The organism is Streptacidiphilus cavernicola (assembly GCF_042510955.1).
Lineage (GTDB): Bacteria > Actinomycetota > Actinomycetes > Streptomycetales > Streptomycetaceae > Streptacidiphilus > Streptacidiphilus cavernicola.
In genome coordinates this window covers 95,836-111,101 of the sequence record NZ_JBHFAB010000026.1, presented here as the reverse complement: position 1 = coordinate 111,101, position 15,266 = coordinate 95,836, and the positions used below count along the sequence as shown (strand labels likewise).

General features: G+C 71.2%; 12 protein-coding genes and 1 rRNA gene. 5 read left to right on the top strand and 8 right to left on the bottom strand.

Going from position 1 to position 15,266, the window contains the following annotated elements; all coding sequences use genetic code 11:
- From ACEZDE_RS28140 to ACEZDE_RS28115, 6 genes are all read right to left on the bottom strand, one after another.
- Positions 1-117: ribosomal RNA gene (locus ACEZDE_RS28140) — 16S ribosomal RNA — on the bottom strand; the annotation flags it as partial.
- A 357-nt stretch (positions 118-474) separates the two neighbouring features.
- Positions 475-1,041, bottom strand: a complete 567-nt coding sequence (gene mug / locus ACEZDE_RS28135) for a G/U mismatch-specific DNA glycosylase (RefSeq protein WP_380541778.1) — start codon at positions 1,039-1,041, stop codon at positions 475-477.
- A 166-nt stretch (positions 1,042-1,207) separates the two neighbouring features.
- Complete coding sequence (locus ACEZDE_RS28130; protein ID WP_380541775.1) at positions 1,208-2,731, bottom strand: CoA-acylating methylmalonate-semialdehyde dehydrogenase; 1,524 nt, start codon at positions 2,729-2,731, stop codon at positions 1,208-1,210.
- Positions 2,732-2,853: 122 nt separating this feature from the next.
- A complete protein-coding gene (locus tag ACEZDE_RS28125; protein WP_380541772.1) occupies positions 2,854-3,315 on the bottom strand; it encodes a hypothetical protein in 462 nt (153 codons plus the stop codon).
- 231 nt (positions 3,316-3,546) lie between these two features.
- Positions 3,547-4,941, bottom strand: coding sequence for an NAD(P)/FAD-dependent oxidoreductase (locus ACEZDE_RS28120; protein WP_380541769.1), 1,395 nt, complete (start codon positions 4,939-4,941; stop codon positions 3,547-3,549).
- Positions 4,942-5,040: 99 nt separating this feature from the next.
- Positions 5,041-6,570 carry a gamma-aminobutyraldehyde dehydrogenase gene (locus ACEZDE_RS28115; RefSeq protein ID WP_380541766.1) on the bottom strand — a complete coding sequence of 510 codons (1,530 nt, stop codon included), beginning with the start codon at positions 6,568-6,570 and terminating at the stop codon, positions 5,041-5,043.
- Positions 6,571-6,792: 222 nt separating this feature from the next.
- On the opposite strand from ACEZDE_RS28115, the gene ACEZDE_RS28110 reads away from it, so the two are divergent.
- Entirely contained in the window at positions 6,793-8,451 is a 1,659-nt protein-coding gene (locus tag ACEZDE_RS28110; RefSeq protein WP_449341718.1) for a PucR family transcriptional regulator, read from the top strand.
- Positions 8,452-8,510: 59 nt separating this feature from the next.
- On the opposite strand, the gene ACEZDE_RS28105 is transcribed toward ACEZDE_RS28110, so the two are convergent.
- Positions 8,511-9,947 (bottom strand): gamma-aminobutyraldehyde dehydrogenase, encoded by a 1,437-nt coding sequence (locus tag ACEZDE_RS28105; RefSeq protein WP_380541760.1) that lies wholly within the window; start codon positions 9,945-9,947, stop codon positions 8,511-8,513.
- A 174-nt stretch (positions 9,948-10,121) separates the two neighbouring features.
- Here ACEZDE_RS28105 and ACEZDE_RS28100 point away from each other — a divergent pair, with 174 nt between their 5' ends.
- The 4 genes from ACEZDE_RS28100 (at position 10,122) to ACEZDE_RS28085 (ending at position 14,022) form a co-directional block, all read left to right on the top strand.
- Complete coding sequence (locus tag ACEZDE_RS28100) at positions 10,122-10,595, top strand: Lrp/AsnC family transcriptional regulator (protein WP_380541757.1); 474 nt, start codon at positions 10,122-10,124, stop codon at positions 10,593-10,595.
- Positions 10,592-11,968: an aspartate aminotransferase family protein gene (locus ACEZDE_RS28095; protein WP_380541754.1), complete on the top strand. Its 1,377-nt coding sequence runs from the start codon at positions 10,592-10,594 to the stop codon at positions 11,966-11,968. The genes ACEZDE_RS28100 and ACEZDE_RS28095 overlap by 4 nt, the downstream gene beginning before the upstream one ends.
- Before the next feature lie 129 nt (positions 11,969-12,097).
- A complete protein-coding gene (locus ACEZDE_RS28090) occupies positions 12,098-12,919 on the top strand; it encodes an ABC transporter ATP-binding protein (RefSeq protein ID WP_380541751.1) in 822 nt (273 codons plus the stop codon).
- Positions 12,898-14,022: a hypothetical protein gene (locus ACEZDE_RS28085; RefSeq protein WP_380541749.1), complete on the top strand. Its 1,125-nt coding sequence runs from the start codon at positions 12,898-12,900 to the stop codon at positions 14,020-14,022. Before ACEZDE_RS28090 ends, ACEZDE_RS28085 begins: the two co-directional genes overlap by 22 nt.
- Positions 14,023-14,068: 46 nt before the next feature.
- On the opposite strand, the gene rlmN is transcribed toward ACEZDE_RS28085, so the two are convergent.
- On the bottom strand, positions 14,069-15,193 hold the full coding sequence (gene rlmN, locus ACEZDE_RS28080; protein WP_380541746.1) for a 23S rRNA (adenine(2503)-C(2))-methyltransferase RlmN: 1,125 nt from the start codon (positions 15,191-15,193) through the stop codon (positions 14,069-14,071).
- Positions 15,194-15,266: the final 73 nt, after the last annotated feature.

Here is a 15,266-nt window from a genome sequence, read left to right as displayed (position 1 = left end):
CCACGTGTTACTCACCCGTTCGCCACTGATCCACCCCGAAGGGCTTCACCGTTCGACTTGCATGTGTTAAGCACGCCGCCAGCGTTCGTCCTGAGCCAGGATCAAACTCTCCGTGAATGTCAAAGTGACACACAAAGAGCGGCACAGCAACCACCGGAATAGGTGATCCCGTGCACTGCGTCCTCGCTATGTAAAACAGTTACTGCCAAATGAAACATTTGGCGTTGACTTTTGGCACGCTGTTGAGTTCTCAAGGAACGGACACTTCCTTCAGGACCCTCACCGGGACCCTCCGGGCGCTTCGTTCTTCGTTCTGTTTCAAACCTTAGCGGATTCCAGCTCCACAAGCCAAATCCGCCGATTTCCCGATAAACGGCATGACAAAACAACTCCACGCTGTCTGATCAGGGATTTTGTTGCACCCACACGCTCACGGGGCAACTCGAAGGACACTACGCGCTCGCTCGGCCCAGGTCAAACCGGCGCGTCGTGGGACACCGCCACCCGCAGTCGGCGGAATTCCTCCGCGATGCCGTCCAGGGTGTAGTGCGCGTTCAGACCGCTGGGGTTGGGCAGGACCCACACCTCCGTGTCGCCGATGCCGTCGGCCTGCGGGCCCACGGTCGTACGGGGTCGTCCGAAGGCGGTGCGGTAGGCGCCGATCCCGAGTACGGCCAGAGCCCGGGGGCGCAGTCGCTCCACCCGTTCCACCAGGGCCTCGCCGCCCGCGCGGTACTCCTCCGCGGTCAGTTCGTCGGCCTTGGCGGTGGTCCTGGCCACGACGTTGGTGATGCCCAGGCCCAGTGCGACCAGCTGTTCCTGCTCCTCGGGATCGAACTGCCGTGGGGTGAAACCGGATCGATGCAGGGCCGGCCAGAACCGGTTGCCGGGGCGGGCGAAGTGCCGGCCGGTGGCACCGGACCAGAGTCCGGGGTTGATGCCGCAGAACAGCACCCGCAGTCCCGGTCCGGCCACATCGGGAATCGTCGCGGTCTTCGCCGCCTCCAGCTGCGCCGCGGTGGGCGCTGTGCTTTTCCGCATCGGGCCAGTCTTCACGGTCGGGGCCGTCATCACCCAATCCGCACCCATCCGCGGCCGATCCGCTCCCGGTCCCTTCCCCGGAAAAGGGTCCGGCCCGTCGGCGACGTGAGCGTCGCCGACGGGCCGGACCGCAAACCCCGGAGTACCTCAGGAAACCCGGAGTACCTCAGGCGTTGGTCGGGAAGCCCAGGTTGAGGCCGCCGTGGCTGGGGTCGAGCCAGCGTGAGGTGACGGCCTTGCCGCGGGTGAAGAAGTGGACGCCGTCCTCGCCGTAGGCGTGGCTGTCACCGAAGAGGGACGCCTTCCAGCCGCCGAAGGAGTAGTAGGCGACCGGGACCGGGATCGGCACGTTGATGCCGACCATGCCGACCTCAACCTCGTTCTGGAAGCGGCGGGCCGCTCCGCCGTCGTTGGTGAAGATGGCAGTGCCGTTGCCGTACGGGTTGCTGTTGATCAGCTCCAGCCCCTCCTCGTAGGAGGAGACCCGGACGACCGACAGGACCGGGCCGAAGATCTCGTCGTTGTAGACCGACATGCCGGGCTTGACGTGGTCGAAGAGGGTGGGGCCGAGCCAGAAGCCGTCCGCGGTCCCGCTGCCGTTGGCGTCGGCCTCCGTGATCGGGTGCTTGCGGCCGTCCACGACCAGCTCGGCGCCGTCGGCGAGGCCGGAGTCGAGGTAGGAGGTGACCTTGTCCCGGTGCACGCCGGTGACCAGCGGGCCCATGTCGGAGTCGCCGTTGCAGCCGGGGCCGACCTTGAGGGTGGCCATCCGCTGCTTGATCTTGTCGACCAGCTCGTCGGCGATCGGCTCGACCGCGACCAGGACCGAGATCGCCATGCAGCGCTCCCCCGCCGCGCCGAAGCCGGCGTTGATCGCGGAGTCGGCAGCCAGGTCGAGGTCCGAGTCCGGCAGGACCAGCATGTGGTTCTTGGCGCCGCCGAGGGCCTGGACCCGCTTGCCGTACCGGGTGCCGGTCTCGTAGACGTAGCGGGCGATCGGGGTGGAGCCGACGAAGGAGACCGACTTGATGTCCGGGTGCTCCAGCAGGCGGTCGACCGAGACCTTGTCGCCGTGGACGACGTTGAAGACGCCGTCGGGCAGCCCGGCCTCCTTCCACAGCTCGGCGATGAAGAGGGCGGCCGAGGGGTTCTTCTCGGACGGCTTGAGGACCACGGTGTTGCCGGCCGCGACGGCGATCGGGAAGAACCACATCGGGACCATCGCCGGGAAGTTGAACGGCGAGATGATCGCGACCGGGCCGAGGGCCTGGCGGATCGAGTAGACGTCGACACCGGTCGAGGCCTGCTCGGTGAAGCTGCCCTTGAGCAGCTGCGGGATGCCGCAGGCGTACTCGACGACCTCCTGGCCGCGGGCGATCTCGCCCAGCGCGTCCGAGTGCACCTTGCCGTGCTCGGAGACGATGATCGCGGCGAGTTCGTCCTTGCGGGCGTTCAGCAGCTCGCGGAAGTTGAACAGCACCGTGGTGCGCTTGGCGACCGAGGCGTTGCGCCAGGCGGCGAAGGCGCCGGCGGCGCTGCTCACGGCGGCGTCGACCTCGGCGATGCCGGCGAAGTCGACCTGACCGGTGACCTTGCCGGTCGCCGGGTCGAAGATGTCACCGCGGCGCGGGGCGCTGCCGGCGGTGGCGACCAGGGTGCCACCGATCCAGTGGGTGATGTGCTTGCTCAACGTCTGCCTCCGAGTCCGGGCGGGGCACAGGAGTCTCACCAGCGGGTGCCGCGCTGTACACATTCTGTTGCGGAACCGGGCCGGTCTCAATCGGCAGGTTGTCGGGGAACACCGATTCGTCCTTACAGCTCGTCGGCCCCTCCGGTCAGCAGCGCCACGGCCTCGTGCATGGCGAGCTCCAGCATCACCGGATCGTTGAGCGCGCCGCTGCCGTCCGGCGGCACCAGCCAGCGCAGTCCGCGCCCGGCCCGCGCCGGGTGCGGTACGGCCAGCCAGGTGCCCGCGCCCGCGGTGCGGACTCCGGTGCCGACCCAGCGGGCGGCCGTGCCCGGCGGCACGAAGAAGCCGACCCGGAAGTCGCCGAAGTCGGCCAGGACCGGCCCCGGCTCGGCGTCCATCCGGACCAGTACGTCGACGGTGATCCGCCCCAGGTCCCCCGGGACTATCAGGACGTCCCAGAGCCGGCCGGCCGGGAGCAGGACGATGCCGATCGGACTGCGCTCCCACTCCCAGCGGCAGGCCTCCGGATCGGCCGCGGCGGCGCTGAGCCACTCCACCGCGTCCCTCGGTTCCATGCTTCCCATCTGCCCCGTCCTCCAGGTATCCCCGCGGCCCGACCCCGTATCGGACTCGCTGGTAACAAGTGAGAGCGAGTTGCGGCCCGTCTCTTACACCGGATGCGGGCTACATCCTGAGTCCGTCGGCCCACGGCTCGGAGCAGAAGCCGGGTACGGGTGCGAAAAGCGGCGCGCACCCGGTAGGAGGGTGCACGCCGCGGGGCACAGCAGAAGGGAAAGAATGGAGACGGGGAAGGGTCAGCTGTCGAAGCCGAGGCCGACCGCGTCCATGGCCTTGAGCCAGAGGTTGCGCTTGCCCTCGTTGTGGTCGGCGCGGTCCAGCGACCACTTGGTCAGGCCGATGCCGATCCACTTCACCGGCTCCGGCGGGAACGGGACCGGCTTGCTCCTGACCATCTCCAGCTCGGTGCGCTCGGTGCGCTCGCCGGACAGCAGGTCGAGCATCACCTCTGCTCCGAAGCGGGTGGCGCCGACGCCGAGGCCGGTGTAGCCGAGGGCGTAGGAGACCTTCCCCTTGTGGGCGGTGCCGAAGAAGGCCGAGAAGCGGCTGCAGGTGTCGATCGCGCCGCCCCAGGCGTGGCTGAACTTCAGGCCTTCCAGCTGCGGGAACGCGGTGAAGAAGTGCCGGGCCAGCTTCTCGTAGGTCTCCGGGCGGTGGTCGTACTCGGCGCGGACCTGCCCGCCGTAGTGGTAGACCGCGTCGTAGCCGCCCCAGAGGATGCGGTTGTCGGCGGAGATCCGGAAGTAGTGGAACTGGTTGGCGCAGTCGCCCAGGCCCTGGCGGTTCTTCCAGCCGATCGAGGCCAGCTGTTCGTCCGTCAGCGGCTCGGTCATCAGCGCGAAGTCGTAGACCGGGGCCAGGAACGGGCGGACCCGCTTCACCAGGTTGGGGAAGATGTTGGTGCCCAGCGCGACATGCCCGGCGAACACCCGCCCGTAGGGGGTGCGGACGGCCATGCCGGCGCCGCTCTCGGCGAGTTCGGAGGCGGGGGTGTGCTCGAAGATCCGGACGCCCAGCTCCAGGCAGGCGCGCTTGAGGCCCCAGGCCAGCTTGGCCGGGTGGACCATGGCCACGCCGTCCTTGTCCCAGAGCCCGGCCAGGAAGGTCGGCGAGTCGACCTGGGCGCGGATGGCCTCGCCGTCCAGGAACTCGGCGTCCACGCCGTACTCGGCCATGGTCGCCGCGCCCTCGCGCAGTTCCTCGACCTGGTAGGGCTCGGTGGCGACGTCGAGTTCGCCGGTGCGCTCCCAGTCGCAGTCGATGCCGTAGCGTTCGACCGCGTCCTCGATGGCCTGGAGGTTCTCGTGGCCGAGGCGTTCCAGGGTGCGGATCTCGTCGGGCCAGCGCTCCAGGCCGTTGAAGAAGCCGTGGGTGAGGCTGGCCGCGCAGAAGCCGCCGTTCCGGCCGGAGGCGGCCCAGCCGACCTCCTGGCCCTCGACCAGGACCACGTCCCGGTCCGGCTCGCGCTCCTTGGCGATCAGCGCGGTCCACAGGCCGGAGTAGCCGCCGCCGACCACCAGCAGGTCGCAGCTGGTGTCGCCGACGAGGGCGGGAAGGGCTTCGGGCCGGGCCGGGTCGGACAGCCAGAAGGAGGTGTACTGGACGTCGGCAAGGGAATGGGCCGAATCCATAGTCTCACTGCTCTCTGATGCACCCTCGGGTGCGGTTGGAGGGGTGGTGCGGAGGGGTCGGGGACGTCGGGGACGTCGGGGAACCAGGTCAGCGGTCGGTCAGCGGTCGCCGAAGACGGTGCGGTGCCAGTCCTTGCGGGACACCGCGGTGATGTCCTGCATCACATGCTTGACCTGCGTGTACTCGTCCAGCGAGTACTGCGACATGTCCTTGCCGTAGCCGGAGGCCTTGTAACCGCCGTGCGGCATCTCGCTGATGATCGGGATGTGGTCGTTGACCCAGACGCAGCCGGCCTGGATCTCCCGGGTGGCGCGCAGCGAGCGGTAGAGTTCCCGGGTCCAGGCGGAGGCGGCCAGCCCGTACGGGGTGTCGTTGGCGAGCCGCAGGCCGTCCTCGTCGCTGTCGAACGGCAGCGCGACCAGCACCGGGCCGAAGATCTCGCTCTGCACCACCTCGGCGTCCTGGGCGACGCCGGTGATCAGCGTCGGCCGGTAGTACGCGCCGAGGGTGAGGTCGGTGCCGTCGTGGCCCTTCTCCGGGGCGTAGCCGCCGGCCGCGACGGTGGCGCCGTAGCCGCGGGCCCGCTCGACGAAGCCGGCCACGCTGTCGCGCTGGCGCAGCGAGATCAGCGGGCCGAGGTCGGTCTGCGGGTTGAACGGGTCGCCCAGCCGGATCTGCTCGAACAGCTCGGCGACGCCCTCGACGAAGGCGTCGAACAGCGGGCGCTGGACGTAGGCCCGGGTGGCGGCGGTGCAGTCCTGGCCGGTGTTGATCAGCGAGGCGGCGACCGCGCCGTGCACGGCGGCTTCCAGGTCGGCGTCGTCGAAGACCACGAACGGGGCCTTGCCGCCCAGCTCCAGGTGGGTGCGCTTGACGCCTTGGACGGCGACCTCGCCGACCCGCTTGCCGACCCCGGTGGAGCCGGTGAAGGAGACCATGGAGACGCCGGGGTGTCCGACCAGGTACTCCCCGGCCACCCGTCCCGCGCCGGTGACCACGTTGACCACGCCGTCCGGGATGCCGGCGTCGGTGCAGGCCTGGGCGAACATCAGCGAGGTCAGCGGGGTCAGCTCGGCCGGCTTGAGGACGATGGTGTTGCCCGCCGCGATGGCCGGCAGGATCTTCCAACCCGCCATCTGCAGCGGGTAGTTCCACGGCGAGATGGAGCCGACCACGCCGATCGGCTCGCGCCGGATCGAGGAGGTGTGGTCGCCGGAGAACTCCCCGGTGGCCTTGCCCTCCAGGTTGCGGGCGGCCCCGGCGAAGAAGGCGGTGTTGTCGACCGTGCCGGGGACGTCGAACTCGCTGCTGAGCTTGATCGGCTTGCCGGTCTGCGCGCTCTCGACCCGGGCGAAGTCCTCGGCGCGCTCGGCCAGGATGCCGGACAGCCGGGTCAGCGCGTCGGAGCGGGCGCCGGGGGTGGACCGGGACCACTCGGGGAAGGCGGCGCGGGCGGCGGCCACGGCGTCGTCCACGTCCGCGGTGGAGGCGAGCCGCACCCGCTGGACGAGGCTGCCGTCGGCCGGGTTGACGACGTCGAAGGTCTCCTCACCCGTGCCCTCGCGCAGCGCTCCGGCGAGGTACTGGGCCCCGGCCTCGAAGCGGGTGCCGACGACGGACCGGTCCATGTGTTCCTCCAGCGACGTGCGTTCAGGGCGGGGCGGGTACGCGGGTGCCCACTCTGCGTACGATGCCCCGGTTCGGACGGGCCCGGCAAGCAACAGTCCGCAAGGCAGATCGTTAACGGCATTACATCCTGCCAACAGCTGAAAATCCGACACCTCGTTGCCCGCATGTCGATTTCGGCTGACACTATGAAGGGATCCCCACCGCTGCACCAGGAGGCCCTGTTGTTCCCCACCGTCGCCCGCGTCCTCGATCTGGACGTGGTCAGCCGCGGTCTGCCGGAGGTCGTGGCCGGCCGGGAGCACCTGGAGCGACCGGTGCGCTGGGTGCACGTCAGCGAGCTGGCCGACATCGCCGGGACGCTGCAGGGCGGCGAGCTGATCCTGACCACCGGGATCGCCCTGCCCGAGGACCGGGAGGGCCTGGCCCGCTACGTCCGGGAGCTGGCCGACGTGGGCGTGGCCGGGCTGGTGGTGGAGTTCGGGCGGCGCTACTTCGACAACCTGCCGCGCGCCCTGGTGCACGCCGCCGAGCAGCGCGGGCTGCCGCTGGTCGTGCTGCGCCGGGAGCTGCGCTTCGTCGCGGTGACCGAGGCGGTGCACGCGCTGGTGGTGAACGCCCAGTTGGAGGAGCTGCGCTCGTCCGAGGAGATCCACCAGACCTTCAACGAGCTGGCGGTGGAGGGCGCGGAGCCGGTCGAGGTGGTGCAGCAGGTGTCCCGGATGGCCGGGGCCCCGGTGGTGCTGGAGAACCTCTCGCACCAGGTGCTGGCGTACGACACCGGCGGGCAGGACGCCCAGGTGCTGCTGGCGGGCTGGGAGTCGCGCTCGCGCGGGGTCAGGGCCAAGGGCAGGACCGGGCACGACCCGCGCACCGGCTGGCTGGTGACCGCGGTGGGAGCGCGCGGGCACGACTGGGGGCGGCTGCTGCTGCTCGGCGCGCCCAGCTCGGCCCAGGAAGACGTGGCGCCCGAGCAGGCGTCGCACCGGCACACCATGCTGCTGGAGCGGGCCGCGGCCACGTTGGCGCTGAACCGGCTGCTGGTCAGGGACCGGGAGAGCCTGGAGCGGCAGACCCACCGCACCCTGCTCTCCGGCATCCTGACCCATGCGGTGACGGTCTCCGACGTGGCGCTGCGGGCCTCGGCGCTGGGCGTCCCGCTGGAGGGGCGGCGGCTGGTCGGGGTGGTGCTGCGGCAGCGGCACGGCAGCGCCCCGGCGGCGCTGGAGGCGCAGGCCCGGCTGCGTGACTTCACCGAGACGGCGGCAGCGGCGGTCCGCGAGAAGCGGCTGACCGCGCTGGTCGGCGCGCTGGACGACGAGGCGGTGGGGCTGCTGGTGTCGCTGGGCCCGCGCGACGACGAGCACACCGCGCTGGACGGCTTCGCCTCCTCGCTGCGGCGGCTGCTGCTGGAGGCGGAGCAGCCGGAGCCGGTGATCGCGGTGGGCTCGTCGGTCGGCGCGGTGCGGGACGCCCGGCGCACCCTGGTCGAGGCCACCCAGGTGGCGGACGCGGCGCTGCACGACGCGCCCGCGTCCGGCGCCCGCTCGGCCTCGTACTACCGGCTGCCGGACGTCCGGCTGCGCGGCCTGCTGCACCTGCTGCGGGACGACGCCCGGCTGCAGACGTACGTGGAGCGCGAGCTGGGCCCGCTGCTGGCGTACGACGCGGAGCACGGCAGCCAGCTGATCCAGATGCTGCGGGTCTACCTGGAGCAGGGCCGCAACAAGTCCGCCGCGGCGGACGCGGCGCACCTGTCCCGGCCGTCCTTCTACGACCGGCTGCACAAGGTGGAGCGGGTGCTCGGGGTGGACCTGGACCAGGTCGAGTCGTGCCTGTCGCTGCACGTCGCGCTGCTGGCCCTGGACGCGGTGCGGCGGTAGCCGCGCGGACGCGAGGAGGGCCCGGACGCGCGACGCGTCCGGGCCCTCCTGGTGTGCCGTCACTCCCCCAGCGACGTCATCACGTGCTTGATCCGGGTGTAGTCCTCGAAGCCGTAGGCGGAGAGGTCCTTGCCGTAGCCGGACTTCTTGAAGCCGCCGTGCGGCATCTCGGCGACCAGCGGGATGTGGGTGTTGATCCAGACGCAGCCGAAGTCGAGCTTCTTGGCCAGCCGCATCGCCCGGCTGTGGTCCTTGGTCCAGACCGAGGAGGCGAGTGCGTAGTCGACGCCGTTGGCGTTGCTGACCGCCTCCGCCTCGGTGGCGAACTTCTGGACCGTGATCACCGGGCCGAAGACCTCGTTCTGGATGATCTCGTCGTCCTGGACCAGTCCGGAGACCACGGTCGGGGCGTAGAAGTAGCCGACCTCGCCGACCCGGTGGCCGCCCGCCTCGACCTTGGCGTGCGCCGGGAGGCGCTCGATGAAGCCGGTCACCTGGGCGAGCTGGTTGGCGTTGTTGAGCGGGCCGTAGAGCACGTCCTCGTCGTCCGGCTGCCCGGTCTTGGTGTCGGCGGCGGCCTTGGCCAGCGCGGCCACGAACTCGTCGTGGATGTCCTGGTGCACCAGCACCCGGGTGGCGGCGGTGCAGTCCTGGCCGGCGTTGAAGTAGCCGGCCACCGAGATGCCCTCGACCGCGGCGGCGATGTCGGCGTCCTCGAAGACCACGACCGGGGCCTTGCCGCCCAGCTCCAGGTGCACCCGCTTGACGTCCTTGGCGGCGGAGGCGGCGACCTGCATGCCGGCCCGGACCGAGCCGGTGATGGAGGCCATCGCGGGCGTCGGGTGCTCGACCATCAGCCGTCCGGTCTCACGGTCGCCGCAGACCACGTTGAAGACGCCGGGGGGCAGGATCTCGCCCATGATCTGGGCGAGCAGCACGGTCGAGGCGGGGGTGGTGTCGGACGGCTTGAGCACGACCGTGTTGCCGGCCGCGATGGCCGGGGCGAACTTCCACACCGCCATCATCATCGGGTAGTTCCACGGCGCGACCTGGGCGCAGACGCCGACCGGCTCGCGGCGGACGAAGGAGGTCAGCCCCTCCATGTACTCGCCGCCGGACTTGCCCTCCAGCAGCCGGGCCGCGCCCGCGAAGAAGCGGATCTGGTCGACCATCGGCGGGACCTCTTCCGAGGCGGTCATCCCCAGCGGCTTGCCGGTGTTCCTGGACTCGACCGCGACCAGTTCCTCGGCCCGCGCCTCGACCGCGTCGGCGATCTTCAGCAGGGCCAGCTGGCGTACCGAGGGGGTGCTGTCCCGCCAGCCCTCGAACGCGGCGGCGGCAGCGGCCATCGCCGCGTCCACGTCGGCCTCGGCGGAGAGCGGCGCGGTGGCGTACGCCTCGCCGGTGGTCGGGTCGACGACCTCGGTGGTACGGCCGTCGGCGGCGTCGGTGAACGCGCCGTTGATGTAGTTGCGCAGCGTCTGAAGCTCGCTCACGGGGACCTCTCCTCGGTTTCCAGCTCGCCGGCGAACCCGGCAGTACTCAGCCTAGCCCCGCAACAGCGGTTATCGGCAGGTAGGCGGCCGAACAACAATGGAATCAGCACGATTTTCCTACGATCGCGACGGAATCCCTTGCGTACAGTCGCTCGATAGGGCAGTGTTGCGCTCGTGGCCAACCGTGACCGGAACGGCAGCGTTCCCCTCGACTCCGTCTCCAAGGCGATCATCGAGCAGCTCCAGGAGGACGGCCGAAGGCCGTACGCCAGCATCGGCAAGGCCGTCGGCCTGTCCGAGGCCGCCGTGCGCCAGCGGGTCCAGAAGCTCCTCGACCAGGGCGTCATGCAGATCGTGGCGGTGACCGACCCGCTGACCGTCGGGTTCACCCGGCAGGCGATGGTCGGCATCACGGTCGAAGGCGACATGGAGCCGGTCGCGGACGCCCTGGCCGCCATGGACGAGGTGGACTACGTCGTCGTCACCGCAGGCTCGTTCGACCTGCTGGCCGAGCTGGTCTGCGAGGACGACGAGCACCTCCTCGAACTGATCAACAAGCGAATCCGCGCGCTTCCCGGCGTGCGGAGAACCGAAAGCTTCGTTTACCTGAAGCTACGGAAACAGACCTACACCTGGGGTACCCGATGAGCGCCGACCCGGCCACCAAGGACCTTTCGAAGACCGCCTACGACCATCTGTGGATGCACTTCACCCGGATGTCGTCGTACGAGAACAACCCGGTTCCCACCATCGTCCGCGGCGAGGGTGCGTACATCTGGGACTCCAACGGCCGCAAGTACCTGGACGGCCTGGCCGGCCTGTTCGTGGTGCAGGCCGGGCACGGCCGCGCCGAGCTGGCCGAGGTGGCCCGCAAGCAGGCCGAGAAGCTCGCCTTCTTCCCGATCTGGAGCTACGCGCACCCCAGCGCGGTCGAGCTCGCCGAGCGGCTGGCGAACTACGCCCCCGGCGACCTCAACAAGGTCTTCTTCACCACCGGCGGCGGCGAGGCCGTCGAGACCGCGTGGAAGCTGGCCAAGCAGTACTTCAAGCTGACCGGCGAGCACACCAAGTACAAGGTGATCTCCCGCGCGGTGGCCTACCACGGCACCCCGCAGGGCGCCCTGTCGATCACCGGCCTGCCCGCCCTGAAGGCCCCGTTCGAGCCGCTGGTCCCGGGCGCCCACAAGGTCCCCAACACCAACATCTACCGCGCCCCGCTGTTCGGCGACGACCCGGAGGCCTACGGCCGCTGGTGCGCCGACCAGATCGAGCAGGAGATCCTGTTCGAGGGCCCGGAGACGGTGGCCTGCGTCTTCCTGGAGCCGGTGCAGAACGCCGGCGGCTGCTTCCCGCCGCCGCCCGGGTACTTCCAGCGGGTCCGCGAGATCTGCGACCAGTACAACGTGCTGCTGGTCTCGGACGAGACCATCTGCGCTTTCGGCCGCCTCGGCACCATGTTCGCCTGCGACAAGTTCGACTACGTCCCCGACATCATCACCTGCGCCAAGGGCATGACCTCGGGCTACTCCCCGATCGGCGCCGCGATCATCTCGGACCGGATCGCCGAGCCGTTCTACAAGGGCGACAACACCTTCCTGCACGGCTACACCTTCGGCGGGCACCCGGTGTCCTCCGCGGTGGCGCTGGCCAACCTCGACATCTTCGAGCGCGAGGGCCTGAACAAGCACGTCCTCGCCAACGAGGACGCCTTCCGGGCCACCCTGGAGAAGCTGCACGACCTGCCGATCGTCGGCGACGTCCGCGGCAACGGCTTCTTCTACGGCATCGAGCTGGTCAAGGACAAGGTCACCAAGGAGTCCTTCAACGACGACGAGTGCGAGCGGATCCTCTACGGCTACGTCTCCAAGGCGCTGTTCGAGAACGGCCTGTACTGCCGCGCCGACGACCGCGGGGACCCGGTCATCCAGCTCTCGCCGCCGCTGATCGCCGACCAGTCGACGTTCGACGAGATCGAGGGCATCCTGCGCACCGTCCTCACCGAGGCCTGGAACCGCATGTAAGCAGCTTCCTGACGCACCCTCCGCCACTGGGCGGCTCCGACACCCATATGTCGGGGCCGCCCAGTGGTGTCCCGTACGCTGATCACTCGTTCTAGTCTGTGAGCCACCATCACGACCTGGAGGACGGCAGTGACCATCGCCCCGCCGGACAACGACGTGCTGTGGGCACGGGCCCTGGTGAAGACCCACTGCGGCACGCCCGCGCTGCGCGGCGTCTCCCTGGGGGTGCGCGAGGGCGAGGTACTGGCCGTGGCCGGCCCGCGCGGGAGCGGCAAGAGCACCCTGCTGGACTGCCTCAGCGGGCTCACCCCGGCCGACCAGGGCGAGGTCTGGTTCAACAGTGCCCCGGTGCACACCCTCGGCCGGGCCGCCAGGGAGCGGCTGCGCCGCGAGCGCTTCGGCTACGTCGGCCCCGAACCGCAGCTGGTGCCGGAACTGACGGCGCGTGAGAACGTCGCGCTGCCACTGCTGCTGTCCGGGGCGCCGCGCCGGGCGGCCACCCTCGCCGCGGCCGAATGGCTGGAGCGCCTCGACGTCGCCGACTGCGCCCGGCTGCGCCCGGCCGACCTGCGCCAGGAGCAGCGGCAGCGGATCGCCGTGGCCCGCGCCCTGGCCCACCGCCCCACCGTGGTCTTCGCGGACGAGCCCACCGCGCCGCTGCACCGCGCGGCCCGGGACCAGGTGCTGCGGATACTGGTCACCGCCTCCCGCTCGCACCGGATCACCCTGGTCCTGGCGACCAACGACCCCGCCCTGGCCCGCTACGCCGACCGGGTCGCCACCATGGCCGACGGCCGGCTCTCCGCGCCGGTGCTCACCCGCCCGGCGATGAACGTGCGGGCGGCCCGGCCCGAGGCCGACGACACGCCCGGCGACGGCGCGTCCGCCGCGCACTCCGTCGACGAGGCACCCGAGGAGAGTGTGGAGCAGTGCTCGCCTACCTCCGTCTAGCCCGCGGCTACCGCGGCGCCGACCTGCTCCGCTGGCTGCTCACCGCGCTGACCGCGGCCGTGGTCACCGCGCTGCTGCTGCGCGCGCTGGGCCGGGCGCTGTCCGCCCCGGCCGGCTCGAACGCCGCCGTGGACCGGCTGCTCTGGTGCCTGCCCGCGCTGGCCGCGCTCGGCTACCTCGCCGCGGCCTGCGCCCGCGCGCTGCCGCGGCAGCGGCAGGAGCGGGTCTCCGGGCTGGTCGCCGCGGGCGCGGGTCCGGCCAGGCTGCGACTGCTGCTGGCCGGGGAGACCGCGCTGGCCTGCACCGTCGGCGCGCTGCTGGCGCTGGCCGGGTTCCTGGTGCTGCGGGCGCACTGGCTGGAACTGCTGCCCGGCACCCGGCTCGACCCGGCCCTCGGCCTCCCGGCCGGGCTGCCGACCGCGGGCACCACCACCCTGCTGGCGACCGTGCCGCTGCTCGGCGGACTGGCCGCGGCCGCCGCGGTACGCCCCGCCGACCTGCTGCCGGGCGACGGCACCGACCTGCCGCAGCCGCGGCCGAGCGTCCCGTACCTGGCGGCGGCGCTGGCGCTGCCCGCGGCCGGCGCCGCCGTCCTGGTCGCCGGGCTGCACGCCAAGGGCGACGCCGCGGTGCGGACCGGCTGGGTGCTGGGCCTGGTCGGGATCGCCGCGGCACTGCCGCTGCTGCTGTTCGCGGCCGGCTGGCTGCTCGCGCTGGGACGGCCCCGGGCGGTACGACTGCTGGCCGGGCGCGGGCTGCAGGCCGACTCCTGGCGGCTCGGCACGCCGCTGGGGGTGCTGGCGACCAGCGCCGCGGTGGGCGGGGTCGCCCTGTACCGGCTGGGCGACCAGCACCGCTCGGCCGGGACGCCGGCCCTGATCGAAACCGTGCTGCTGGCGGTCTGCGTGCTCGCCGCGCTGGCCACCCGGCTGGCCGAGGTGGCCGTCACCCGGCGCGCCGCCTACGCCGCACTGCCCCGGATGGGCGCGGCGGGCAGCGTCCATCGGCGCTCCTGGGCGCTGCGCACCCTGGCCGGAGTCACGGTCCTGCTGGGCGCGGGCGCCGGCGCGGCAGTGTTGACCGCGGCGGCGTTCCACCGCTGACGCCTGCCGGACGGACGGGTGACCCCGGCCGAGCGGGTCGGCTGCGTCAGCCGGCCGCGGCGAGCTGGCCGCAGGCGCCGTCGATCTCCTGGCCGCGGGTGTCGCGGACGGTCACCGGCACGCCGTGCAGCTTCAGCTGGCGGACGAACTCGCGCTCGTCCTCCGGGCGCGAGGCGGTCCACTTGGAGCCGGGGGTGGGGTTCAGCGGGATCAGGTTGACGTGCGCCCGGTGGTTCTTGAGCAGCCGGCCGAGCAGGTCGGCCCGCCAGGCCTGGTCGTTGATGTCCTTGATCAGCGCGTACTCGATGGAGATCCGGCGGCCCGAGCGCTCGGCGTAGGCCCAGGCCGCGTCCAGCACCTCGGCGACCCGCCAGCGGGTGTTCACCGGGACCAGGGTGTCCCGCAGCTCGTCGTCCGGCGCGTGCAGCGAGACCGCGAGCCGGACGCTCATCTCCTCGTCGGCGAGCCGGTTGATCGCCGGGACCAGGCCGACCGTGGAGACGGTGATGCCGCGCTGGGACAGGCCGAAGCCTCCCGGTGCCGGGTCGGTGAGCCGGCGGATCGCGGCGATCACCCGCTTGTAGTTGGCCAGCGGCTCGCCCATGCCCATGAAGACCACATTGCTCAGCCGCACCGCACCGGCCTCGCCGGAGGCGTCCGCGCCGAACTCGCCGTTCTTGATCGACCGCATCCCGGCGGCGATCTGCTCCACGATCTCGGCGGTGGAGAGGTTCCGGGTCAGCCCGGCCTGGCCGGTGGCGCAGAACGGGCAGTTCATCCCGCAGCCGGCCTGTGAGCTGATGCACATGGTCACCCGGTCGGGGTAGCGCATCAGCACCGACTCGACCAGCACCCCGTCGAAGAGTTTCCACAGCGTCTTGCGGGTGGCGTCGTCGTCGCAGGAGACGTTGCGGACCACGGACATCAGCTCGGGCAGCAGGCCCTCGGCCAGCTTGGTCCGGGAGGCGGCGGGGATGTCGGTCCACTCGTCCGGGGCCGCGGCCAGCCGGGAGAAGTACTGGCGCGAGAGCTGGTCCGCGCGGAACGGCTTCTCGCCCAGCTCGACGACCGCCTCCCGGCGCTCGGCGGCGGTCAGGTCGGCGAGATGCCGCGGAGGCTTGGCGCCACGCGGCGCGACGAAGGTGAGTTCACCGGGGATGGGCTTAGGCATGATGCCTCCAGTGTCGCAGGTCGGCGCCGGTGGCCCGAACGGGTGAGGCCCGGCACCCTGCGGGGCCGGGCCT

Coding starts and splice junctions, on each gene's coding strand:
- mug (WP_380541778.1), bottom strand. CDS start 1,041: ATGCGGAAAAGCACAGCGCCCACCGCGGCGCAGCTGGAGGCGGCGAAG.
- ACEZDE_RS28125 (WP_380541772.1), bottom strand. CDS start 3,315: ATGGGAAGCATGGAACCGAGGGACGCGGTGGAGTGGCTCAGCGCCGCC.
- ACEZDE_RS28120 (WP_380541769.1), bottom strand. CDS start 4,941: ATGGATTCGGCCCATTCCCTTGCCGACGTCCAGTACACCTCCTTCTGG.
- ACEZDE_RS28115 (WP_380541766.1), bottom strand. CDS start 6,570: ATGGACCGGTCCGTCGTCGGCACCCGCTTCGAGGCCGGGGCCCAGTAC.
- ACEZDE_RS28095 (WP_380541754.1), top strand. CDS start 10,592: ATGAGCGCCGACCCGGCCACCAAGGACCTTTCGAAGACCGCCTACGAC.
- rlmN (WP_380541746.1), bottom strand. CDS start 15,193: ATGCCTAAGCCCATCCCCGGTGAACTCACCTTCGTCGCGCCGCGTGGC.